This window comes from Streptomyces sp. 2-1, from assembly GCF_048564895.1.
In the GTDB taxonomy this organism is placed as follows: Bacteria; Actinomycetota; Actinomycetes; order Streptomycetales; family Streptomycetaceae; genus Streptomyces; species Streptomyces phaeochromogenes.
This window is the reverse complement of record NZ_CP183383.1, coordinates 8,476,077-8,500,512: the sequence shown is the minus strand read 5'-3', so window position 1 is coordinate 8,500,512 and position 24,436 is coordinate 8,476,077. Positions and strand designations below refer to the sequence as shown.

General features: G+C 70.6%; 15 protein-coding genes. 5 read left to right on the top strand and 10 right to left on the bottom strand.

Going from position 1 to position 24,436, the window contains the following annotated elements:
- Positions 1–22: 22 nt before the first annotated feature.
- From ACN20J_RS37475 to ACN20J_RS37455, 5 genes are all read right to left on the bottom strand, one after another.
- Positions 23–1,387, bottom strand: a complete 1,365-nt coding sequence (locus ACN20J_RS37475; protein WP_419667613.1) for a hypothetical protein — start codon at positions 1,385–1,387, stop codon at positions 23–25.
- 96 nt (positions 1,388–1,483) lie between these two features.
- Positions 1,484–4,777: a GH92 family glycosyl hydrolase gene (locus tag ACN20J_RS37470; protein ID WP_419667612.1), complete on the bottom strand. Its 3,294-nt coding sequence runs from the start codon at positions 4,775–4,777 to the stop codon at positions 1,484–1,486.
- Positions 4,778–5,140: 363 nt separating this feature from the next.
- Positions 5,141–6,241: a lytic polysaccharide monooxygenase auxiliary activity family 9 protein gene (locus ACN20J_RS37465; protein ID WP_189841253.1), complete on the bottom strand. Its 1,101-nt coding sequence runs from the start codon at positions 6,239–6,241 to the stop codon at positions 5,141–5,143.
- Between the two features lie 293 nt (positions 6,242–6,534).
- Complete coding sequence (locus ACN20J_RS37460; protein ID WP_419667611.1) at positions 6,535–8,247, bottom strand: sensor histidine kinase; 1,713 nt, start codon at positions 8,245–8,247, stop codon at positions 6,535–6,537.
- Positions 8,244–8,675 carry a hypothetical protein gene (locus ACN20J_RS37455; protein WP_190226902.1) on the bottom strand — a complete coding sequence of 144 codons (432 nt, stop codon included), beginning with the start codon at positions 8,673–8,675 and terminating at the stop codon, positions 8,244–8,246. The genes ACN20J_RS37460 and ACN20J_RS37455 overlap by 4 nt, the downstream gene beginning before the upstream one ends.
- A 259-nt stretch (positions 8,676–8,934) precedes the next feature.
- On the opposite strand from ACN20J_RS37455, the gene ACN20J_RS37450 reads away from it, so the two are divergent.
- Positions 8,935–12,618 carry a S8 family peptidase gene (locus ACN20J_RS37450; RefSeq protein ID WP_190226901.1) on the top strand — a complete coding sequence of 1,228 codons (3,684 nt, stop codon included), beginning with the start codon at positions 8,935–8,937 and terminating at the stop codon, positions 12,616–12,618.
- A gap of 59 nt (positions 12,619–12,677) precedes the next feature.
- A complete protein-coding gene (locus ACN20J_RS37445; RefSeq protein ID WP_419667610.1) occupies positions 12,678–13,694 on the top strand; it encodes a response regulator transcription factor in 1,017 nt (338 codons plus the stop codon).
- A gap of 144 nt (positions 13,695–13,838) precedes the next feature.
- Here ACN20J_RS37445 and acnA read toward each other — a convergent pair whose 3' ends face one another.
- Positions 13,839–16,556: an aconitate hydratase AcnA gene (gene acnA / locus ACN20J_RS37440; RefSeq protein ID WP_419667609.1), complete on the bottom strand. Its 2,718-nt coding sequence runs from the start codon at positions 16,554–16,556 to the stop codon at positions 13,839–13,841.
- A 390-nt stretch (positions 16,557–16,946) separates the two neighbouring features.
- Here acnA and ACN20J_RS37435 point away from each other — a divergent pair, with 390 nt between their 5' ends.
- Both ACN20J_RS37435 and ACN20J_RS37430 read left to right on the top strand, forming a co-directional pair.
- Positions 16,947–17,150 carry a DUF4236 domain-containing protein gene (locus ACN20J_RS37435; protein WP_055614328.1) on the top strand — a complete coding sequence of 68 codons (204 nt, stop codon included), beginning with the start codon at positions 16,947–16,949 and terminating at the stop codon, positions 17,148–17,150.
- A 63-nt stretch (positions 17,151–17,213) separates the two neighbouring features.
- Positions 17,214–18,743, top strand: coding sequence for a helix-turn-helix domain-containing protein (locus ACN20J_RS37430; protein WP_143638371.1), 1,530 nt, complete (start codon positions 17,214–17,216; stop codon positions 18,741–18,743).
- Positions 18,744–18,850: 107 nt separating this feature from the next.
- Here ACN20J_RS37430 and ACN20J_RS37425 read toward each other — a convergent pair whose 3' ends face one another.
- The 3 genes from ACN20J_RS37425 to ACN20J_RS37415 form a co-directional block, all read right to left on the bottom strand.
- Positions 18,851–20,425 (bottom strand): hypothetical protein, encoded by a 1,575-nt coding sequence (locus ACN20J_RS37425; protein ID WP_419667608.1) that lies wholly within the window; start codon positions 20,423–20,425, stop codon positions 18,851–18,853.
- Positions 20,403–21,146, bottom strand: coding sequence for a hypothetical protein (locus ACN20J_RS37420; protein WP_419667607.1), 744 nt, complete (start codon positions 21,144–21,146; stop codon positions 20,403–20,405). The genes ACN20J_RS37425 and ACN20J_RS37420 overlap by 23 nt, the downstream gene beginning before the upstream one ends.
- 218 nt (positions 21,147–21,364) lie before the next feature.
- On the bottom strand, positions 21,365–21,994 hold the full coding sequence (locus ACN20J_RS37415) for a hypothetical protein (protein WP_190226897.1): 630 nt from the start codon (positions 21,992–21,994) through the stop codon (positions 21,365–21,367).
- A gap of 294 nt (positions 21,995–22,288) precedes the next feature.
- Here ACN20J_RS37415 and ACN20J_RS37410 point away from each other — a divergent pair, with 294 nt between their 5' ends.
- Entirely contained in the window at positions 22,289–22,996 is a 708-nt protein-coding gene (locus ACN20J_RS37410) for a 4Fe-4S single cluster domain-containing protein (RefSeq protein ID WP_419667606.1), read from the top strand.
- A gap of 7 nt (positions 22,997–23,003) precedes the next feature.
- Here ACN20J_RS37410 and ACN20J_RS37405 read toward each other — a convergent pair whose 3' ends face one another.
- Positions 23,004–24,197 (bottom strand): macro domain-containing protein, encoded by a 1,194-nt coding sequence (locus ACN20J_RS37405; protein ID WP_361993515.1) that lies wholly within the window; start codon positions 24,195–24,197, stop codon positions 23,004–23,006.
- Positions 24,198–24,436 lie beyond the last annotated feature (239 nt).

Here is a 24,436-nt window from a genome sequence, read left to right as displayed (position 1 = left end):
CGCACGGCGTACACGGCACCGGTTACGGCAGGACGGTAACCGGTGCCGTGTCGTTGGCGGGGTCGGGGTCCCGGCGGTCGGAGTCGGAGGCGTCCGTCACCCGCACGCTGCCCTCGCCCGGTCCGCCGAGGCGGAGCCTGAAGTCGAAGGTGCGCGTCTTGCCCGCTTGGAGCCCGCTTCCCACGGAGCAGGAGTACGTGCCCTTGTCGAGGTCGCAGTAGGGCTCGTACACGTCCTCGTCGATGGCCTCCATGGGCTGCTTCACCACGGTGGCGCTCTCCGGCGGGGTGAACAGCAGTGTCGTGCTCCCGGGGTTGGCGGGCCCGTTGTTGCGGACCTTCAGGCGCACGGTGTGCTCGCTGCCGCGCTCACCGCTCACCTCGACGGCGAAGACCTCGAAGTCGGCGTACGTGTCCACCTGCACGTCACTCCACACCTCGCCGCCGGCGAACGTCCCCTTCAGGTCTGAGCTCTTCGCGGTCGCAGGCGTCAGCCGGGGGCCGTCGCCGCGGTCGCCACCCTCGGGCACCACGCTGTACTTGGCGGGGCCCATGTCCAGCGCCCACGCCTGCTGGCGGAACGAGGAGTACATCTCCGTTTTGGCGACGTCCAGTGCCAGGGCCGGGCGCAGGACGACCGCCTGCCCGGGCGGTATGCGCACGCCGGGGAACTCGCACATCGCGAGGGAGCCCTTCTGCGGCTCCGGGTAACGGCAGTTGCCGTACTGCTGCTTGAAGCGCAGGCCCGTGCCGACGGAGAGTTGCAGGCCGACGCCGCGCACGGGCACCTCCCCGGTGTTGCGGACCACGACGGGCGTGCTGAGGACGGTGCCGGGCCCGACGTCCTTGAACACCTTCGTCGTCCGCACCTTCACCACGGGCTCGCCGACGACGACCCGGGTGCGGGCGCTGAGCTTCTTCCCCTTCTCGGTGGTGAAGCTGAAGCGGACCGTTCCGCTGTCGCCGGGCTTGCTGCCCGGGGCGGCGTACGGATAGACGCGGTCGATGTCGGACCAGCTGTTGTAGGCGCCGCTCACCTTGCAGACGACCCGGGTGTCGGTCCCGGCGCACCTGGGGTTCTTCTTGCGGATGTCCGAGATCTTGAGCCGTACGGCCCCCTCGGACCCGGTGACGTCCACGGTGAGCCGGTGGTCCTGCGTTCCGACGCGGCTCCTGGCCTTCACGTCCTCGGCCTGGACGTGGAAGGGCACCTTGTTCGTCGGACCGGACTTGTCCCCGGGCGGCCGGAGATAGAACTGTTCCGGCACCGCGATCCACGACTTCTTGGCGGCGCCGACGCCCGAGCCGCACCCGGCGAGTCCGCCCAGCGACATCACCAGGGCCAGACAGACGACCGCGGGCCGCAGCACTGTCTCTCGCGTGCGCATGGCTCGTCCCCCGGGGCGATCGTCGGAATCGCACACGCTACCGCCTCCGCCGGTTGGAGCACCGACGGAGGCGGACTGGCTGCCCGGACCGGGAGTTCAGCTCACTGCGACGGTGAACACGTGCAGGTCGGCGTTGTCCGGCAGCTTCACGCTCTTGATCGTTCTGCCCGCCGGCGCCTCGAACGGCTTCGTGGCGAAGACGTATGTGGCGACCGGGTCCTTGTCGGCGCCCGCGACGTTCCGGTACGCGGTCCGGGCGACGACCTCGTTGCCGTACTGGACGGTGCCGCCTCCGCCGCCGACGGTCCAGTCGGTGAAGGAGAGGTCGATGGAATCGGTGGTGCCGTCGTCGTACGTGACGGTCGCCCGCGTCTGCTGGTTGCCGTTGACCGCGCTGCCGAGGAAGCTCAACTTGGCTGCCGGTGTGGGGAGTTCGATGGTCTGGCCGGTCGCCGAGGCGTTGTCCGGGCGGCCCGCCGGGGAGTTCGGCCAGGTGTAGTCGAGACCGTTCACCGAACCCTGCCCACCCGGGGTGAGACCGGCGGCGGCGAGGGCCTGACGGGAGTAGCTCCAGCCGCCACCGTCGTAGTCGCCCTCGGCGTGGTCGCCGGTGTCGTCCGTGGCCCCGGTGTTGTTGTACGCGGCGAGCAGCGAGCCGGGCGCCGCGACGGTGAGGGCGACGGGCTGGTCGTACGAGGTGTCGCTGTCGCCTGACGTCACGCTGACCCTGACGTCGTAGAAGCCCTGCTCGGCGTCCTCGTCCGCGGCCAGCGTGATCTCCTGGGCCCCGTCCGTGACCGTGCCCTCGGCGGGAGTCGCCCGAACACCCTCGGGGGTCTCGACGCGGAAGCGCACCTCGGGACCGGTGCCGCCGCTCAGTGCGAGCGCGCGGATGTCGAGCTTCGTGCTGCCGCCGGGGGCGACCGTCGCCGTGGTCGGGCCGACACCGATCTGGTAGGGCTGCTCCCCGTCGCGGAAGGACGGCGGGGCGTCCTCGGCGCCGCTCCCCCAGGCGCGGTTCGGGGTGCCGGCGAGGGTGTAGTCGAGCGTGCCGCCGTCACGCACGAAGGAGGCGGGCAGCCAAGCCCGGTCGCTGGTACGGCTGTTGACCTTCAGCGACTGGACGTACGGCGAGTCCGCCGCCGCGCCCGCCGCCTTGATGTCGATGTCGTTGCCGTTCGGGCGGGAGATGTGGGCCCTCGGGAACACCGGTGAGCCCAGGACGAGTTCGGCCCGCGACGGCACCTGCGGATACATACCGAGCGCGGAGAAGACGTACCAGGACGACATCGCGCCGAGGTCGTCGTTGCCGGGGATCCCGGCGGGCTCGATGGACCACAGCTTGCCCATCGCGGCCCGGACGGTCTCCTGGGTCTTGTGGGGCGCGCCCGCATAGGCGTACAGGTAGGGCACGTTGATGGACGGCTCGTTGTCCAGTTCGGACTTGTCGCCGCCGCTGCCGGTGAAGGCCCAACTGCCGTCGGCGTTGTGGAAGAAGGAGTCCAGGCGCTCAACCGCCTTGTCCTGACCACCCATTGCGGCGAAGAGGCCCGCCGGGTTGTGCTGGACCATCCAGGTGTACTGGGCGGCCGTGCCCTCGACGAACCCGTTGCCGGTGGCCGGGGTGAAGCCGGTGACCCAGCTGCCGTCCGCCTTGCGGTTGGCGATGTAGCCGCCGGTGGGGTCGGCCGCGATGTTGAAGTTGTTCTGCCACCACTGGGCGCGCCGGGTGAAGGTCTCGGCGGTCTTCTTCTCCCCCGCCGCGGTGGCGAGTTGGGCGAGGGCGAAGTCGGCGCCCGACATCTCCAGGGTCTCGGCGGCGCCGCCCCAGGCGTTGGACACGGACGGCATGTAGTGCTTCGCCAAGTACTTGTCGAGGGACGGGCGTTGGCCGACGGACATGATGGGCTTCCCGGCCGGGCTCAGGTCGAGATCGGTCGGTACGGTGGCCGCCTTCACGAGCGAGTCGAGCGCGCCGCGCAGGTCGAAGTCCCGGCCACCGAAGGCCCTGATGCCCGCCAGGGTCGCCGGTGCCGGGTCGCCGTTCATGACGTGGGTGCCACTCGCACCGTGCAGCCAGCGGTCCCAGACGCCGCCGTTCTGGCGGGCCAGTTCGAGCAGCGACTGCGCGATGTCGGAGCCGGTGCGCGGGTCGAGCAGGGTGAGCAGCTGGACCTGGGAGCGGTAGACGTCCCAGCCGGAGTAGGTGCCGTACTGGGCCCGGTGGCCCCCGCCCACCCGGTGCACCTTGCCGTCGGCGCCTCTGTATCTGCGGTCGGCGTCGCTGATGACGTTCGGGTGCAGGAGGGCGTGGTAGAGCGCGGTGTAGAAGGTGGTGCGCTCGTCGTCGGTGCCGCCGCCGACCTTGACGGCGGAGAGGCGGTCGCGCCAGGCCTTGCGGGCGGCGTCCTGGACGCCGTCGAAGGAGCGGCGGGGCGGGTTCTCGGCGGCGAGGTTGGCCTCGGCGCCGGCCCGGCTGACGTACGAGATACCGACCTTGACGTTCACCGGGCCGGTGCCGGGCTCGAACTCCACGTATCCGCCCGCGCCCTTGCCCGCGACCGGCCGGCCGTTCGTGCCGAATCCGCCGGTACCGCCGCTCGCTTCGGTGGCGCCGGGGCTCAGCTTGTCGTCCTGCCAGGTACCGGTGGCCTTGAAGGCGCGGTCGAAGCGGGCGGTGAAGTGGAGCGTGTAGTAGTCGCGTTGGCCCTCGGGGTCGAGGTAGCCGCAGAAGTTGCCGGACGTCACCGAACCGGAGACCGTACGGGTCTCGGGGTCGATGCGGACGTCCGAAGTCGTCGAGCCCACCTCGGAGTTGGCGGTACGGATCAGCAGCGAGGCCGGCTTGTCGGCGGGGTAGGTGAAGCGGCCCGAGCCCGTGCGGGCGGTCGCCGTGAGGTCCGCGGTGACACCGGAGGAGAGGCCGACCTTGTAGTGGCCGGGTTCGGCGGTCTCGTCGGCGTGCTCGAAGTCCGCCGCGTACACCTCGTCCTTGGTGTCGCTCGCCGGGGACGAGGCGACCTCGCCCGCGTACGGGAAGAACGGGATGTCACCGCTGCCGCCCGCACAGCCCGTGCCGGACATGTGCGTAAGGCTGAAGCCGCGGATACGGGTCGCGTCGTACTGGTAGCCACCGGGCGCGGCCGTGCGGGTGGCGTCGCCGCGGGTGTTCTCGGGGCTCCAGGAGAGCATGCCGAAGGGAACGACGGCGCCCGGGAAGACATTGCCGCCGTTCCTGGTGCCGATGAGCGGGTCGACGTACTGGGTGGGGTCCTGGACGAGTGCCGGTCCCGGTGCGGGTGCACTCAAGGCGGGGGTGGCTCCGGCGCCGACGGCCATGGCGGCGGCAAGAGCAACGGCGAGAAGCACGGATGACGGACGGAAACGCATGACGCGGCCCCTCCTCCTTCGGACGGGTCGCGCACCACGGGTCGCACAAGCCGCAGGGACAGTAGCGTGCCGCACCTGTACCACGGAAGAGCGCCCGCCCTTCGAGGGGCGCGCGCGGCCGACACTCGGACGGCTCAAGGCCCAACAGGTTTGACAGCGTTGTCCGTTGGAGGAGTAGAGTCTCGGCCAGACCATTCGACAACGTTGTCGCGTCCACTGGTCCACACAAGCCACGTTCCATCCGGGCAGACCTTCCCCCGAACCTGCCCGGCTCGCGGACCCGGTGGATTACGGCCACCGGGTCCGCCCTGAGCAGATGGTGACCGGGCAGGTGGAGTCACAGGTTCGCCGGCCCGGTCCTGCTCAGCCCGGCCGACAGGCGAGGGCGGTCGCCGCATCACCCCCCGACCCCTGGACGACGTACCCGAACGAGGCGCTCTCGCCCGGATCGAGCGACCCGTTCCAGTCGGCGTTGTGGACCATCACGTTCTGGCCGCTGTACGTGGCGTTGCCGCTCCAGAGGCTGGCGACGGACTGGCCGCCCGGCAGTGTCCAGTCGACCATCCAGCCGAGCATCGGCACCTCACCGGTGTTGGTGACGGTGACCTCGGACTGGTAGCCGCCGGACCAACTGCCCGTCGTACGGCGGGTGGCGGAGCAGGCGCCGGGCGGGGGCTCGGTCGGGTTGCCCGGGTCGTGGATGCCCGTCACCTCTCCGTTGCCGCCGTCGAAGACGACGTCGGAGCAGGAGTAGAAGGTCTCCGCGCTGTCCGAGCGCTGCCAGACCATGTAGATGAGATGGCGGCCCGACTTGCCCGAGGGGAGCCGGCCGGACCAGGAGTAGTTCGCCTCGACCGTGCCCGGGGAGCCGTTGAGCTGCGGGTGGTCGACGCTCAGGAACGGCTGTTCCTCCATGTCGTTCCAGGTGAGCGACCTGGTCGGGTCGAAGCCGTCCTTGGAGATGTAGACGTAGAACCAACCCGGGTGCGCGGCCCAGGCGTTGTAGGAGAAATCGACGGTCGCGCCCGAGGTGAGATGGGTCAACGGCCAGTCGGCGCTGGGCGAGTTGAATCCCGTGAAGTTGGTGTTGCCACCGCTGCACAGCTCTCCGTCCGGCACGAAGCCGCGGGTGCGGCCCGCTCCGTCGGAGCGGAGCACCGAGAACCAGTTGTAGAACGGGGTCGTGCCGCTGACTTGCTGTGCCTTCTTGCAGGCCGGGTTGATCGGCTTGATCTCACCGGTGGAGGTGAGCCCGTCCTGCCAGCACAGGAAGGTGCGGCTGCCGGGCTTCATGGGGGTGCCGTGGGCCTTCGCCTCGCCGCCGGCCGAGACGACCAGACCGAGCGCCGGGATGGTGACGACCAGGGCCAGCAGGATGAGAAGGAAGGCTCTGCCGCGGACGGGGAGCGGTAATCGGCGTGGGCGTCGTGGGGTGGGCACGGGCGATGGGGTTGTCAGGATCATGACAGATCTGACCGTCCCTTCGTTCAGGGGGCGTGGGGTGTCCGTTGGTGTCCGTGTGCGGTTGGTGTCCGCGTGCGGTGGACGTCCATGTGCCGTGGACCTCCGTGCGTCCGTGTGCGGATGCGCGAGATGGGAGCGAACCCTGGGCGGGTTCCGGTCCACCGGATGTGGGAGCGCTCCCATCCCACGTGGTTCTGAAGCTAGCGCGGACCTGTACACCTGTAAACGGCTGGCGCAAGGGGGTTGCACCTGGGTGGGTGCGACCTTCGCGACGGTTGGGAAACCGGTCGCCGTCAGCTGATGGACGAGGAGGCGATGTCCGGGGCCCGGGTCGGGGCCGAGGCGGGGTGCAGTGATGTGGGTGGCGGTGATGTGGGCGTCGGCGTCGAGGGAGCCGAGACCGTGTCCACGGGGAGCAGCCGGGGCATCCCGATGGCGGGCAACTCGATGGTGAACTCCGTGCGCCCCGGCTCGCTCTCCACGCCGATCCGGCCTCCGTGCGCGTGCGTGATCGCCGCCGCGATGGCGAGACCCAGACCGGAGCCGCCGGACCTGGCGTCCGGGCGGGAGCGCGACGCGTCGGCGCGGGTGAAGCGTTCGAAGACCCTGGGGAGCAGGGTCGGTGGGATGCCGGGGCCGTTGTCGCGTACGCGGATGACGCGGCGCTCGTCCGTGACCTCGACCGAGGTGACGACGGTCGTGCCCACAGGTGTGTGCATACGCGCGTTGGCCAACAGGTTGGCCACCACCTGGTGCAGTCGGGCCTCGTCGCCGGTGACGAGCGCCGGGGTGTCGAGGAGCAGCCCGAGTTGCCAGTCGTGGTCGTCCCCGGTGGCCCGCGCGTCCCACACCGCGTCGGCGACCAGGGCCGCGAGGTCCGCCTCGGCGGGGTGCGGCAGCCGTCCCTCGTCGAGTCGGGCGAGCAGCATCAGGTCCTCCACGAGGCCGGTCATGCGCGCCGACTCGGCGGAGACCCTCCGCCAGGCCAGGGTGGGCTCGATCATGCCCGCGCCGCGGTTCATCAGTTCCGCGTATCCGGCGATGGCCGCGAGCGGCGTACGGAGTTCGTGGCTGGCGTCGGCGAGCAGGCGGCGTGTGCGTTCCTCGCTGCGGCGGATCTCCTCCTCGCCGCGCTGCCGCTCCGCGAGCGAGGACTCCACGTGGTCGATCATGCGGTTGAGCGCGGCGCCGACCTGACCCGCCTCGCTGCCGGGGTCGGTGTCCTGTTCGGATACCCGGGTGAGGCCGGATGCGGGGGTCCGGCCGGATACGGGGGTGGGGCCGGTTGCCTCGCCCCGGTCCAGGGCAGAGCGGGAGACCTCGACGGCGGCTGCGGCGACCCGGCCCAGCGGCCTCAGCTGACGCCGGATGACGACGGCACAGACGCACCCCGCGGCGGCGAGACCGACGCCGCCGACCACGGCCTCGACCACGACCAGGTCCCGGATCATGTCCCGTACGCCGTCCATCGGCAGGCCGGTGAGGACGGCCTGCCCGCTGTCGGCGAGGGCGGTGACCCGGTAGGTGCCGAGGCCGGGCACAGTCCGGGTGTGCAGGGAGCCGTCGGCCTCGATGCCGTCGAGGGCGGCGCGTTGGGCGGCGCTGAGATTTCGCGGGTCGCCGTCCTGGGGGACGACCCGGGCGGCCGATACGTATCCGTCGACGTCGAGCGTGCCCCCGATCGTGCCGACGGCCTGACCCCGCTGGTCGAGGAACGCCAGGTCCGTGTCGGCGTCCGGCCCGGCCTCGGTGGTGCCGTGGGTCCCGCCCTGAACGCGCTCGGCGGTGTTGGTGACGCGTTGGTCCAAGTCACCGAGCAGATAGGCGCGTTGGACGAGGAAGACGGTTAGCGCCGTCACCGCACACACGGCGACGAGGGTGACTCCGACGAACAGCGGGAGGCGGGACCGCAGGGAGCGCCCGCGCGGGGGACGGTCCCGCTGCGACCGCCCGTGCGGCCGGAGCCGCAGCCGGAGCTGGGGCCGCTGCCGCTGCCGCGAACTCATCTCCCGGCCTCCGTCGGTCTGCCGGCATTCGCGGCACCTCGCCCGGAGCGGGTCGTCGGCGCCGGCGCCGACGCCGAAGTGAGTCCGTCCGGGCGGGGTTCCTGCCGGGCCGTGCGGTGCTCCGGCCCGGGTGTGTCGTGTCGCGTTCCGTCGAGGACGTCGGCATGCGGGACGCCGCCGCGGGCGATGCGGCTGTGCGCGATGCCGTTGCGCGCAATGCCGTTGCGCGCGATGCCGATGTGCGCTCTGCCGCCGTGCGCGCTGCCGTTGTTCGCGACGCGCGGCAGGGGCGCACCGTCCGCCACCCGGCACGACCGCCCATCGGCCTCGGTGACGGACCCCGTGCCGGCCGCGGAGCGCGGTCCCGTGTGGCCGGTTTCGTCGTCGACGTTCAGCACGCGGACGTGCTCCCCTCGGATGCCAGACATGTCTTGATCCTGTCCCGGTTGGCTGGCAGAAGCCTGTGTTCCGCCTGAGCCGCAGCCGTGCGACCCGGTGGGCCGGGGCAGACGGCGACCCGCCCCCGGGTGTAGTGCGCCCGCCAACTCCGTTGGCCGAAAGGGGCATTGGCATTCCTCGGCCACGGGAACCCCTTGAGCCCCCTGCCACGCGGCACCCACTCTGATCACTGGCTTCCGCCCACCAGGCCGGAAGCGTTTGTCAGCGTTCAGGGGAGGACGCCCACCCATGCGAAGACTCCACGCCCTCTGGGCCGTGGCCGGAGCGGCCGGACTGCTCGCGGGGGCAGTCACGCCCGCGACGGCCGGTCCCGGCGGCCCGGCCACCAAGTCCGACCCGACCACGAGGCCCGGCGCGGAAACCCGCGCCGGGACCACGCAGACCGTCACCCTCCTCACCGGCGACACGGTGTCGCTCACCGCAGGACCGGACGGCAAGTACGCCGTCGACGTCCGGCGCGGCAAGGGCCGTGAGGCCGCCACCTTCCTGTCCACCGAACGCGACGGCGAGATCAGCGTGCTGCCGGCGGACGCGCTCCCGCTGGTACAGGCGGGCCGCCTCGACCCGGCCCTGTTCAACATCACCCAGCTGGTGAAGCAGGGGTACACCGACTCCACGACCGGCACCACCCCGCTCATCGCCACCTACACCAAGGGCAGCGCGACGCCCGACGGAGCGCGCCGGACGCTCGCGCTGCCCGGGATCGACGGCGCCGCGCTGAGCGCGAGGAAGTCCACCGCCTTCTGGGCGGACATCGCCCCCGCGCTCGGCACCGGACCCACCACGAAGGCCGCGCGGCAACTCGGCGACGGCATCAAGAAGATCTGGCTCGACGCCAAGGTGAAGGTGTCCCTCGACACGAGCGTCCCGCAGATCGGCGCGCCCGAGGTGTGGCAGTCGGGCTACGACGGCAAGGGCGTCAAGGTCGCCGTCCTGGACACGGGCGTGGACACCGGCCACCCGGATCTGGCGGGGAAGCTCGCGGAGACGAAGAGCTTCGTACCGACCGAGGCCGTGCAGGACGGTCACGGCCACGGCACCCATGTGGCGTCCACGATCGCCGGCTCGGGCGCGGCTTCGGACGGCAGGCTCAAGGGCGTGGCACCCGGTGCGGAGCTGCTGGTCGGCAAGGTGCTGGCGAACGACGGCCGCGGTCAGACCTCCTGGATCCTCGACGGCATGGACTGGGCCGCGCGCTCCGGTGCGAAGATCGTCTCGATGTCGCTGGGCGGTGACGCGTCCGGCCCCTCCGACGTGCTGAGTGAGACCGTGGACGAGCTGTCCGCGTCCACCGGTGCTCTCTTCGTGATCGCGGCCGGTAACTCCGGCCCGTCCGAGCAGACCCTCGGCACCCCGGGTATCGCGGACTCCGCGCTGACCGTGGGCGCGGTTGACAAGTCCGACAAGCTGGCCTCGTTCTCCAGCCGCGGGCCACGGCTCGGCGACTCCGCCATCAAGCCGGAGATCACCGCGCCGGGCGTGGGAATCGCGGCGGCCCGTGCCTCGGGAACCAACATGCCCGGCAGCACGCCTGTCGGCGACAGTTACACGAGGGTGAGCGGCACGTCGATGGCGACCCCGCATGTCTCGGGCACCGCGGCGCTGGTCGCGCAGGCGCACCCCGACTGGACGGGGCAGCAGATCAAGCAGGCCCTCGCCACCACGGCCAAGACCAGCCCCGACGCCTCTGTGTTCGAGCAGGGCGACGGCCGCGTCGACGCCGTACGGGCCGTCGGTCAGGGCGTCTTCGCCACCCCGGCGCTCAGCTTCGGCCAGTACGAGGCCGACGGAGCCGAGGCCACGAGCAAGGACATCACTTTCACCAACACCACCGACAAGGCGGTGGAGTTGAAGCTGGCGTCGTCGCTCGCCGAGGCCGCGCTGGGCACGGACGTCGTGACCGTCCCTGCGAAGGGCACCGCCACCGTCGCGGTCACGGTCGACCCGGCCGAGGAGGCCGAGGGCCGGTACACGGGCCATGTCACCGCGAGCGCCGACGGCATCCGGGTCACCACGGCCGTCGGCTTCGAGAAGCTGCCGAAGACCTACGACCTGAAGGTCTCGCTGGTGAACCGGAGCGGCAAGCCGTCCACCTCGGCGTCGATCTTCGTGCTGCAGGAGCTGAACGGCGCATACCCGGACACGCACGGGTTCCTCGGCAGCGGCTACACGTTCAAGGTGCCGGCCGGTACGTACTCCATGGCGACCTGGATCCCGGAGCGGGACGCGGCCGGGCTGGAGGTCGCCACCTCCGTCGTCGGTGATCCGGAGATCAAGGTCGACAAGGACACCGAGGTCGTCTTCGACGCCCGCAAGGCCGTCGAGATCAAGCCGAGGACGAAGGAGAACTCCGAGTTCCAGGGCTTCAGCACCAACTGGCACCGGGAAGGGCCCGGGACCGCCTTCGGGGCGACCTACGCCCAGAACTGGTGGACCGACCGCATCTATGTCGCCCCGACCGAGAAGGTCACCGAGGGCATGTTCGAGTTCACCCCCAAGTTCCGGCTGTACGAGAAGGAGCTGACCGCGAGCGTCAGCAGCCCGGAGAAGTACGCGCTGCCTCTGGACTACTCGCAGGTGAGCGACACCCTTCCGGTGAAGTTCAGCGGAAAGCGCACGGTGCGGGCGGTGGACGCCGGAAGTGGCACCGCGGCCGACTTCCAGGGGCTCGACGTCAAGGGCAAGGTAGCGGTGGTCCGGGTGGCCGCTGGGAAGACGGCGGACGAGGCGCTGGCCAACGCGACCAGGGCCGGGGCCGGTTACGTCATCGCGTACCAGGAGAAGCCGGGGTACTGGATCTCGTGGGTGGACAGCACGACGATCCCGCTGATGGTCGCCACCGGCGAGGACGGCGCGAAGCTCGGCGCGCTGCTGAAGAGCGGGAAGAAGGTCACACTGAAGCTGGACGGCACCGCGGTCAGCCCGTACGTCTACAACGTGATGTTCCCGCAGACCGGCGCCGTCTCGAAGAACCAGACGTACTCGCTGAACAGCTCCAACACCGTGCGGCAGAAGGTCCGTTACCACGGGAGCCGGGCCGGTGACGTCGGCAAGGACGCCGTCTACCGGTACCGCCCGTGGCAGGGCGCAGCCATCGAGACCAGCCAGTACGTCCCCCTCGGCACGACACGCACCGAGTACTACAACGTGGATGCCGGCACCCGCATCTGGAACACCGTCACCCCGAACTGGCAGACCGGCAGGGGCCAGTGGAACGACCTGCGGACCTTCGACAAGGCGGGCAAGGTGCCCACTGAGGAGTGGCTGCGGCAGGTCGTCCGCCCGGCGACCAGCGAGCGGTACGGTCTCTCCCAGCGCACCGGTGACAAACTCGCCCTCAGGGTTCCGGAGTTGAGCGACGCGACACCGGGTCACTACGCAAGCGTGGACGGCGCCCAGGACACCGCGAAGGGCACGCTGTACGCGGACGGGAAGCCGGTCGGCAACAGCGCGCTCGGCGGCAACGGCACCTTCGACGTCCCGGCGGCGAAGGCCTCGTACCGCTTCGTGCTCGACGCGCAGCGCACGGCCGACTGGGCCACGTACTCCACCAGCACCCACACCGAATGGTCCTTCGCGTCGGCGCACACGAACCAGCAGACCGCGCTGCCGCTGCTCTCCCTCGACTACGACCTCGACGGGCTCGACCTCCTCAACCGGGCGGAGTCCAAGCGGAAGTCGACGCTCGAACTCTCCGTCCGGGACCAGAAGTCGAGCATCACGGCCCGTGAGCTGAAGACCTGGGTGTCGTACGACGACGGCGCGTCCTGGAAGGAGGTCAAGGTCCGGGGCGGCAAGACGGAACTCAAGCACCCGAAGGGCGCCGAGTTCGTGTCCCTGCGCGTACGGGCTGCCGACCGGGAGGGCAACGCGGTCGACCAGACCGTGGTGCGGGCCTTCGGCCTGAAGTAGACGGCGACCCGGACCGGCACGACAGCAGAGTTAACAAAGATCGCCTACCGTGCCGAGCCATGGTGAACACGGCATATGGCACGGCGGGACAGAACACGGCAGGACGCGCCCCTGCCGCGAGCCCTTGGGCCGCGGTGGGGGTGTCCGCCTTCGAGGAGCGGGTGTACCAGGCGATCCTCCATCAGCCCGACGCCGGTGCGGCCGGCTGGGCCCTGCTGACCGGCGCCTCCCCGACCCAGGTGCGCGAGGCCTGCAACCAACTGCTCGGGCTCGGGCTGCTCCAGCCGCCGGACTCCATGGGCGGGTTACGGGCGGTCGATCCACGGGTCGCGGTGCGCGGGCTGATCCGGCGGCGCGAGACGGAGTCCGAACTGCTCGCCGCCACCGTCGAGGAGATGGGCACCGCGTACGAGGCCGGGCTGCTGCGGGAGGAACCGTCCCGGCTGATCGAGGTCGCCTCCGGCGAGGGCGCCATCGCGGCACGTCTGGAGGAGATGTACGCACGCGCCGAGCGTGAGGTGTGCCTCTTCGACACACCGCCGTATCTCGCCCCGCCCGCACCGCAGGCGGCTCTCCAGGCCGATCTGCTGCGCCGCGGGATCGTCTCTCGCGGGGTGTACGCGGCGACGGCCCTGGAGGACCCGAAAATACTGTCCCGTACCTGGAGGATGGTGGAACTCGGCGAGCAGGCCCGGGTGTTGCCGTCCGTGCCCCTCAAGCTGCTGGTGGTCGACGGGTGCCGGGCGATGCTGCCGCTGACCGCCTCGGCGGCGGGCGGTTACTGCGCCGTCGTGGTGTGGCACTCGGCGGTCACCGAGGCCCTGCAGAAGCTCTTCGACCTGGCCTGGCAGCAGGCGACCCCGCTCGGCCAGACGGCAGCCAACGGTGAACTCCCCGAGGGCGAGCGGGTGTTGATCCGGCTGCTGGCGGCCGGCATGAAGGACGAGGCGGTGGCCCGCCATCTGGGCGTGAGCCTCAGAACCCTGCGACGCCGGGTGAGCGAGCTCCAGGAACGGCTGGGCGCGGCGAGCAGATTCCAGCTGGGGGTACGGGCCGCCCAGCGGGACTGGGTGTAGCGACCGCGCACCCGAGCCACCCACCGCACGTGTCGCCCCCCCCGCCCACGCCGGCGGCCCTCCGCACGGCAGAGGGCCGCACCCCCGTCTCCGGGAGTGCGGCCCTCGACTGCCGTACCGGACCGCGTACTCGCGGTGGCCCGGCTACTTGCGGATCAGGCTGCGCAGCACGTACTGCAGGATGCCGCCGTTGCGGTAGTAGTCGGCCTCGCCGGGGGTGTCGATGCGGACGACCGCGTCGAACTCCACACCGGTGTCGGTGGTGACCTTGACCGTACGGGGGGTGGTGCCGTCGTTCAGCTCGGTGATGCCGGCGATGGAGAAGGCCTCCTCGCCGGTCAGGCCGAGGCTCTCGGCGGACTGGCCCTCCGGGTACTGCAGCGGGATGACGCCCATACCGATGAGGTTGGAGCGGTGGATGCGCTCGTAGGACTCCGCCACGACGGCCTTGACGCCGAGGAGCGCGGTGCCCTTGGCCGCCCAGTCGCGGGACGAGCCCGAGCCGTACTCCTTGCCGGCCAGGATGACCAGCGGGGTGCCCTGCTCGATGTAGTTGCGCGAGGCGTCGTAGATGAAGGAGACCGGGCCGCCGTCGACGGTGAAGTCGCGGGTGTAGCCGCCCTCGGTGCCCGGCGCGATCTGGTTGCGCAGGCGGATGTTGGCGAACGTGCCGCGGATCATGACCTCGTGGTTGCCCCGGCGCGAGCCGTAGGAGTTGAAGTCACGCCGCTCGATGCCGTGCTCGGTGAGGTACTTGCCGGCCGGGGTGTCGGCCTTGATGGCACCGGCGGGCGAGATGTGGTCGGTGGTGACCGAGTCGCCCAGCTTCGCCAGCACGCGCGCGCCGGAGATGTCGGAGACCGGGGTGGTCTCCATCGTCATGCCCTCGAAGTACGGGGGCTTGCGCACGTAGGTGGACTGCGGGTCCCACTCGAAGGTGTTGCCGGTCGGGATCGGCAGCGCCTGCCACTGGGCGTCGCCCGCGAAGACGTCCTGGTAGGACTTGTTGAACATGTCCTCGCCGATGGCGTTCGCCACGACGTCGTTGACCTCGGCCTCGGTGGGCCAGATGTCGGTCAGGAAGACCGGCTTGCCCTCCTGGTCGACACCGAGCGCGTCGCGCGTGATGTCCACCTTCATGGATCCCGCGAGGGCGTACGCGACGACCAGCGGCGGGGAGGCCAGGTAGTTCATCTTGACGTCGGGGTTGATCCGGCCCTCGAAGTTACGGTTGCCGGAGAGCACCGAGGTCACGGCCAGGTCGTGGTCGTTGACGGCCTTGGAGACCTCCTCCGGCAGCGGGCCGGAGTTGCCGATGCAGGTGGTGCAGCCGTAGCCGACGAGGTTGAAGCCGACCTTGTCGAGGTAGGGGGTGAGCCCCGCCTTGTCGAAGTAGTCGGTGACGACCTTGGAGCCGGGCGCGAGGGTGGTCTTCACCCAGGGCTTGCGCGTGAGCCCCTTCTCCACGGCCTTCTTCGCGACGAGCGCGGCGGCGACCATGACGTACGGGTTCGAGGTGTTGGTGCAGGAGGTGATGGCCGCGACCGTCACCGCACCGTGGTCGATCTCGTACGTGGAGCCGTCGGCGGCGGTCACGGTGACCGGGTTGGACGGGGCGCCGTTGGGGTGGTTGGCCGGGGCGTCGGAGGCCGGGAAGGACTCCTTGCCGGCCTCGTCGGCGGTGTCGACGTAGTTGCGGACGTCGCTCTTGAACTGCTCGGCGGCGTTGGCGAGGACGATCCGGTCCTGCGGGCGCTTCGGACCGGCGATCGACGGGACGACCGTGGAGAGGTCCAGCTCAAGCTTCTCGGAGAAGTCGGGCTCGGCGGCCGGGTCGAGCCAGAGGCCCTGCTCCTTGGCGTACGCCTCGACGAGGGCGACCTGCTGGGCGTCACGACCGGTCAGACGCAGGTACTTCAGCGTCTCGTCGTCGATCGGGAAGATCGCGGCGGTGGAGCCGAACTCCGGCGACATGTTGCCGATGGTGGCGCGGTTGGCGAGGCTCGTGGCCGCCACACCCTCGCCGTAGAACTCGACGAACTTGCCGACGACACCGTGCTTGCGGAGCATCTCGGTGATCGTGAGCACGAGGTCGGTGGCGGTGGTGCCGGGCGTGAGCTCACCGGTGAGCTTGAAGCCGACGACGCGCGGGATGAGCATCGAGACCGGCTGGCCGAGCATCGCGGCCTCGGCCTCGATACCGCCGACGCCCCAGCCCAGTACACCCAGGCCGTTGACCATGGTGGTGTGCGAGTCCGTACCGACGAGGGTGTCGGGGTACGCCTGGCCGTTGCGGACCATGACGGTCCGGGCCAGGTGCTCGATGTTGACCTGGTGGACGATGCCGGTGCCCGGCGGGACGACCTTGAACTCGTCGAACGCGGTCTGGCCCCAGCGCAGGAACTGGTAGCGCTCGCGGTTGCGGCCGTACTCCAGCTCGACGTTCTGGGCGAACGCCTCGTTGGTGCCGAACTTGTCCGCGATGACGGAGTGGTCGATGACCAGCTCGGCGGGGGCCAGCGGGTTGATCTTCGCCGCGTCGCCGCCCAGCTCCTTCACGGCCTCACGCATGGTCGCGAGGTCCACGACACAGGGCACACCGGTGAAGTCCTGCATGATCACGCGGGCCGGCGTGAACTGGATCTCCTGGCTGGGCTGGGCCTGCGAGTCCCAGCCGCCAAGAGCACGGATGTGGTCGGCGGTGATGTTCGCGCCGTCCTCGGTACGGAGCAGGTTCTCCAGCAGGACCTTGAGGCTGTACGGAAGGCGGGCCGAGCCTTCCACCTTGTCCAGCCGGAAGATCTCGTACGACTCGTCGCCCACGCTGAGCGTGCTACGGGCGTCGAAGCTGTTCGCCGACACGACAGTCTCCTTCATTCATGTGCGCGTACCACCGCATCCTGCCGCCACGCCCTCTTGGCCGATCCGCTAAGGTAAGGCTAAGTTAGGTAACCCTTACCGGTCCGGGCGGCTGCGGCACGCCTCGGCAGATATCTCGATGTCGAGATAACTCTAGTACATGACCGCTGGACGGTCATGCCCGGAGGGTGTGTCCTGTTGCACGCGCGTGCCCGCCGACCTGCTCCGGAAGGCATCTCAAGACGACCGAAACCGCGCCACAGGACCGCCGCGAACACGGGTCCGGCGCGGCCCCGGACGCGGACTCGGACCCGAACCAGGCCCGGGAGCAAGCGCGTTCGGCGTATCGACCGGCATCCGGGGTACCCGGCGACGGACGCCAAGGAGGCACGCATGCCCCTCACATTCCGTAAGAGCTTCCGGATCCTGCCCGGGGTACGACTGAACATCAACCGTCGCTCGTGGTCCATCACCAGCGGCGGCAAGAACGGGCCGCGGCGCACACACAGCAGCACGGGCCGCCGGACCACCTCGATGGACCTGCCGGGCCCCTTCGGCTGGCGGCGCACCACGACCAAGCGCCCCAAGCGCGGCTGAGGGACCGTCACCCACTCGGACCCCCCGAGATGCCGCATCTCATATGTGAGATAGCCTGCCGCCATGGCAGACGACTACCTCGTACGCATCGGCAAGCTCATCCGTGACGCCCGTCAGCACCGGGGCTGGACACAGACGCAGCTGGCCGAGGCGCTCGGCACCAGTCAGAGTGCGGTGAACCGCATCGAACGCGGCAACCAAAACATCAGCCTTGAGATGATCGCCCGAATCGGTGAAGCGCTGGACAGCGAGATCGTCTCGCTCGGCTACGCGGGTCCGATGCATCTACGGGTGGTCGGCGGCCGTCGGCTCTCCGGCTCCATCGACGTGAAGACCAGCAAGAACGCGTGCGTGGCGCTGCTCTGCGCGACCCTCCTCAACCGGGGCCGCACAGTGCTGCGCCGCGTCGCGCGCATCGAGGAGGTGTACCGCCTTCTGGAGGTGCTCGGCTCCATCGGCGTACGCACCCGGTGGATCAACGGTGGCGTCGACCTGGAGATCGTGCCGCCCGCCGAGCTGGACATGGGCGCCATGGACGCGGCGGCGGCCCGTCGCACCCGCTCGATCATCATGTTCCTCGGCCCGCTCCTGCACCGCATGGACAGCTTCACGCTGCCCTACGCGGGCGGCTGCGACCTGGGCACACGGACGATCGAGCCGCACATGATCGCACTGCGCCGCTTCGGCCTGGACATCGCGGCCACCGAGGGCCTCTACCACGCACAGGTGGATCGCAAGGTGACCCCGGGCCGCCCCATCGTGCTGACCGAGCGCGGCGACACGGTGACCGAGAACGCCCTGCTCGCAGCCGCACGCCACGACGGCACGACCGTCATCCGCAACGCCTCCTCCAACTACATGGTCCAGGACCTCTGCTTCTTCCTGGAGGCACTGGGCGTACGCGTCGAGGGCATCGGCACCACCACGCTCACCGTGCACGGCGTACCCACCATCGACGTGGACGTCGACTACTCCCCCTCCGAAGACCCGGTCGAGGCCATGAGCCTGCTGGCCGCGGCGGTCGTCACCGAGTCCGAGCTGACCGTGCGCCGGGTGCCGATCGAGTTCCTGGAGATCGAGCTGGCGGTCCTGGAGGAGATGGGCCTCGACCACGACCGCACGCCGGAGTACTTCGCGGACAACGGCCGTACGCGCCTGGTGGACCTGACCGTCCGGCCCTCCAAGCTGGAGGCGCCGATCGACAAGATCCACCCGATGCCGTTCCCGGGCCTGAACATCGACAACGTGCCGTTCTTCGCGGCCATCGCGGCCTCCGCGCAGGGCAAGACCCTCATCCACGACTGGGTCTACGACAACCGCGCGATCTACCTCACGGACCTGAACCGCCTCGGTGGCCGCCTCCAGCTCCTCGACCCGCACCGGGTGCTCGTCGAGGGCCCGACCCGCTGGCGCGCCGCCGAGATGATGTGCCCGCCCGCCCTGCGCCCCGCCGTCGTCGTCCTGCTGGCGATGATGGCGGCCGAGGGCACCTCCGTCCTGCGGAACGTGTACGTCATCAACCGCGGCTACGAGGACCTGGCCGAGCGGCTCAACTCGGTGGGGGCGCAGATCGAGACCTTCCGGGATATTTAATACGCGAATGCCGTCGCACCCCGCCCGACCCGCGATGAAGCGGGTCACGAGGGGGTGCGACGGCAGCTGTGGGACTTCCCTGGTGCACACCGCCCCAGGGGGTTGCCTCAGCGGCGCGGTGCCGGTGGGCGGCGGGTCGTGGACGGGGGCAGGAGCGGAGTTCCTGATTCGGTGCGTTTGTGGGCGGCCTCCGTGATCGCCGGGTCGTTCGCCGTCGACGTGAAGCCACGGCGATGGGCCTCCGCCGCCGTTTCGTAGAGTTCGTCCGCCGCACGCAGCCGCGCCTCCACCCCGCGGCGGCGCTGCTCGGTACGGTCGCCCGCCGAGTCGACCCAGGCGCGTGCGGCCGCCAACCGGGTGTACGCGGAGGCGAGTTCGTGTCCGCGCTCCTGGCGGCGTTCGAGCGCCGAGCGGAAACTGTCGACGTACGGGTGCTCGCGCAGCAGCCCTGCCAGGAAGCCGATGCCTCCGGAGAGCAGCAGGAGCGAGATGAACATCCAGTAGACCGTCTCCGACTGGAGGTCCAGACGGTCCACCAGGGACGGAACCGCGCCCGTCTCCGCGCCCTCGAACACGCCGGCCGCACCCGTGGCCGCCTCGACCGGCGGCTCGGCCAGGATCGACTTCGCGCGCAGGATGCCCAGGGCGACCGTGCAGGCCGCCCAGAAGCCGAGGAACAGCAGGGCCGCGGGTCCGGCCGGGCGGCTGGCGCCCGTCGCTCCGCGCTCCCGCATCGCGCGGCCGACGAGATGTGGCACCGCGAGCATGAGTATGCCCACGGAGATCGCCAGCGTCGCGTTGAGCGCACGGGAACTGGACGTGCCCACGCCGTGCAGCGGTTCGAACGCCACCCAGTAGATGGGCACCTCGACCGCGAAGACCAGGGCGAGCATGAACAGGACCAGCCTGTCCGGCATCGCGGCCCTGGCCCGCAGCCCCTCCCAGCCCTCGACGGACGCGGCGACCGCGCCCTGCGCGGGCGTGGGTATCGCGGCCTGGTGCGGGTCGGCCGGTACGGGGTTGAGGGACTGGTATCCGTCGTCGGGGTCGGCCGGCGTCGACGACGGGTCGAGGTCGCCCGCCGGGGTGGTGCGGTCCGGGGTGTCCGGCCGCGCTCCGCCGCCCGACCCCGCCCTCGCACCCGCCCGTTCGAAGCGTTCACGGACCGCGTCGCGCAGCCGTTGCCAGCGCATCGACCGGTGGGCCAGCAGATCGAGCTGCTCGCGGGCACGGCGTACGTCGTGCTCCGCCTCGACGAGCCTGGTCTGGGCGAGGGTGACCCCCTCCTCCTCCCACCGGATGCGGTTGCGGGCCTCCGCGTCCTCCCTCGAGGCCCGGGTCTCCCGGTCGGCGGCCTCCTCCTCGGTCAGTTCCCGCACGAGACCGCGGCGGGCGGCCAGTTCGGCCGCGTACGGCGGCAGGATGCCGCTGGACAGGACGACGACGTCGAGCGCCTTGCCGCCACCGTCCCGCCTGCCCTGCTCCTCCGCCTTTTTCAGGAGCTGTCGCTGCGCGCGGTCGCTCAGGACCAGGGGCGTGCGCCGTACGTCGGTCCGGGGCTGCCGGCCGAACGCCGCGAAGACCCGGCGTCGCGAGCCGTCCCCGCGGCGCCGTGCGCGGTCCGCCATGGAACGCCGCGGGGTGGGCTCGTCGGGATGATTACTCGTCGTCGTGATGGACATGTGCCTTCGCCCGTGTCGTGAGGATGTCGGTCCAGAACTGGTCGAAGCCCTCGTAGGTGGAGGGCTTGCGGGTCGGGTTCTTGCCGTAGCCGACCGTGTAGAGGTCCATCCCCTTCAGCGCGGGGAGTTTCCGGCCGGTCAGGAGCTTGTCGACCGCCTTCGTGCGCTCGGCCTTGGTCGTCAGGGGTTCCTTGGAGATCCGGAACTCCGGGTCGGTCTGTTCGAAGTCGCTGACCGCGAGGACGACCATGTCCCCGCCCGTGTCGTCCCGTGTCTCGCGCAGGGTCTGGGCGATACGGCCGAGCGCGCCGAGCACGTCCGAACCGTTCTGCTCCCGGGCGCAGTTGAGCATCTCGATCGACGCGGCGGCCGCGCCGTTGCGGGCACGCTGCCGCAGTACGTCCCGGTCCTCCGTGCTCGTCCGCGGCTCCGGATCGAGGTCGACCGGCGAGTGACGGCACGACGAGTTCCAGGAGGAGGCCGTCACGGGAGCGTAGGCGAGTGAGGAGCAGTGGTGCTCGTCCAGGAACGGCAGGAGCGTCTCCTGGAGCTTCTTCTTGACGTCGACGCCGGTGTCGTCGCTGGTCCCGGAACCGGAGCCGTCCACGACGAGGCCGCAGGACGCCTTCTCGGTGCCCTTGTCGTCGGAACTCCAGGGCGTACCGGAGCAGCCCGCGAGGCCCAGTGTGAGCGCGGCGACCAGCGCCGTACAGGTGCGCACCGGAGCACGGTGCCCGCGCGCCGGGCCGGCGGCCCGAGATCTGCGCACGGGAAGGAGTGCGTTCATGTGACTCGCTTTCACAGCAGTGGTGGAGCGGTGGTGGGGTGAATCGATGACCTGTTGACCCGCGACAGGCAGACAGGCAGGCAGGTGCCCGAGCACGCCTGATGGATCGATGGATCCATGGACCGATGGGCAGTGGGTCGACGGGCAACGGACTAGGCCGCGGGCCGTCCCGCGCGGGCGTGTCCCGAGTCGAGCACCCTCAACGCCGTCGTCAGCACCGACGCGGCCCCGGGGGCCGCGGTGAGCCAGGAGTCGGGCTCGTGCCAGTCGGCGTCGAGGGTGATCCTGCCCGGCAGCCAGTCCTGCGGGCGTGTCCGCGGGGCCTCGTCCCCGGCGGACTGCCGCTGCCATACGGCGTCCCAGTAGTGCGCCAGCCGCAGGTTCGCCCCGCCGGCGATCGACTCCGCGCGGGTGCGGCACAGCGCCGCGGCCGTGCGCCATTCGGCGACCTTGCCGCCCCATCGGTCGAGCAGTGCGGGCGAGGGGTCGTGGCGCACCTCGTACTGGGTGACCACCGCGACGGCGCCGGAGTGGATGTGTGCCACGAGGGCGTGCTTGTCCTCGATCAGTCGGCCGCGCAACTCGATGGCCGCGCGCCCCGCGATCAGCCGTACCTCCTCGACGTACGGGGTGATCAGTTCGGACGAATCCGGGTCGTACGCGGAGGCCGCCATCCGCAGCCGGGCCGCGTCGAGCCGTCCGCGCCGGCGGCTGCGCACCGCGCTGCGGAGATCGAGCCCGCACTCACGCAGGCAGCGCGTGACGCTGTGTCTGGTGTCCATCAGTGGTCCCCCTATGTGCGTGTGCCTTCCCCATGGCACGGAAGCCCGGCTTTCCGTACCGTCCGCAGCTCGGCGGCGTGGAATGAGAAAGCCGGGACGAATGAGAGTAGCGGAATATGTGATGAGAAACAGATATGAGGAGCGAAAAAATCCGCACCCGGATCGGAACCGGATACCGACCGTTTCCGGTCCGAATTCCGACCGGTTCCGATCCGGAACGGAACCACATCGGGATTGCCGCGCGCACGGGCCGGGGCGAATACTTTTCTCCTCGTACACAGGGGAGGGAACACCTTGGGAACCACGGCACGGCTGGATATCAGCGGCACCCACCTGCCACTGCTGACCCTTGGGCCCGGAGCGCGGCTCGGCGTCTGGGTGCAGGGCTGCGTACTGGCCTGCCCGGGCTGTATGTCACGGCACACCTGGGACCCCGCGGGCGGCACCCGCGTTCCGGTGGCCGACCTGCTCGCACTGTGGAGAGCGGCCCTGGAGCGGGGCGCGTCGGGTCTGACCGTCAGCGGTGGGGAGCCGTGCGACCAGCCGGCCGGACTCGGCGCGCTCCTCAAGGGCGCGCACGACCTGCGCCGCGCCCCGTCCGTACGGCCGACGCCCGACGGCGGGGCGCCCGACCTGCTCGTCTACACCGGGTACGAGGAGGACGAACTCACCACCGAGCAGCGGGCGGCGCTTGGGCCGGCGGACGCCGTGGTCACCGGCCGGTTCCGCGTCACCGAACCGACGGACCTCGTCTGGCGCGGCTCGGCCAACCAACGGATGTCCCCACGAACGGAGTTGGGCCGCCTTCGCTACGGCCCCCACCTCACGCGCACCCGGGACCCTCGGGACGTCGGACTCCAGGTCGTCGTGGACCGGCGGACCGAGGACGGGACGTGGCCGGTGCGCTTGTTCGGCATTCCGCGCCCCGGCGACCTGACCGCCCTGGAGAGGGAGGGGGCCCGCCGTGGACTGCCGCTCTCGGCGCCCAGCTGGCGCCCCTGACCTCCTGTCAGCCCTGCTCGGCGCCCCGCAGCACGGGGATCAGGGCTGGGGTGCGGGTGACCAGGTGGACCGTCCAGCGGGGGTCCGCACGCAGTTCCTCCTCCACGGCCCAGCGCAGCCAGCGGGCGGCCCGCTCGGGCTGCAGACCGCCGCGTCCGGCACCGAGCACGGGGAAGCACAGGGACGCCAACGGGGGTTCGTGCGCCTCCCGTTCACCGGCGGCCACCCGGAAGGCGGCGGACACGGCTTCGACCACCGTGCTCTCGCACGCCTCGTAGCCGTTGCCGGTGCGCCGGGGCACCGCGACCGCCGCGTGCAGGACCCGGCGGACGCCGCGCCGCGCCAGCGCGCCCGGGCCGGTGGGGACGACCGTGCCGGGCGGCACCTGGAGGCCGCTGCGGCCGTGCCTGGCCATCCAGTCGCGCAGCTCACGGGCGAGGGGGTCGTCGATGACCGCGTTGGTCTCGTCCCGGGTGGCCGCCGCGCGGCGCAGCGCCCCGGAGACGGTGTTGCGGAAGATCTTCGACATCTCCAGGTACGTGTTCTCGGACGAGACCAGGACGTCGATGTCGCGCAGCAGCTCGATGGGAGAGAGGTGCACCTGGATGTCCGGGTGGGCGGCCACCGCTCCGGGGGTCGTGTCGTAGTGCACCGGTGGACCGGTCATCCGGGCCACCGCGTGCGGGACGTCCGAGGGCGTGGCCTGCGGGAGAGGGTTTCCCTCCGGCGGAGCGCCCGCGCCGGCCAGGCCCAGCACCGCGTCGGCCAGGCGGTCGATGACCTGGCGCTCCTGGCGGTGCCGGAAGCTCTCCGTGGTGACGCCGAACACCGCGGCCGCCGCCTTGCGCCGCTCGCCGGCTATCTGGGAGGCCGCGCCGACGAGTCCGAACGAATGGGCCGCCGCGCGGGCGAGTTCACCGACAGGACCGGCGGCGGCGGGGTCCGGGATCAGGTGGCCCGCGGGCGACGGCACGGAACCGTCGAGCCAGTGGATAGCCGCCCGCAACAGGCGTTCGATCCCCGCGGCGGGCTCCTCCGGCCCTGTGGGCAGGCCCGCGGCGGACGCCGCCGCGGCAAGACCGGGGTGCGATATCTGCCGTACTCGGGAGAGGCCGACCTTGCGCAAGGCACGCAGTTCGGCGACGAGTTGGTGGTGCGGGGGAAGTTCCGAAGGATCTGCGGGGCCGTGTACCAGACGCATGCCAGCACGATAGGACCGCGTTCCCGGGGGTGGGGAGGGTTCCGCGTGATCGGGCACGGTGCGGGCGAAAACGGGCCCGGCTCCGACGTAGTCGATTCCCTTTCGACTTTTTCTATTATTTTTTCACACCCGATCATGAGGGTTGATTTTCTTTGATCGAGAAAAGCCGGAAAGTGACAGATGATCGACGGGCGCGGACGGGGTCATATTTTCGCGTAGTATCCGTCCACCTCCGGCCG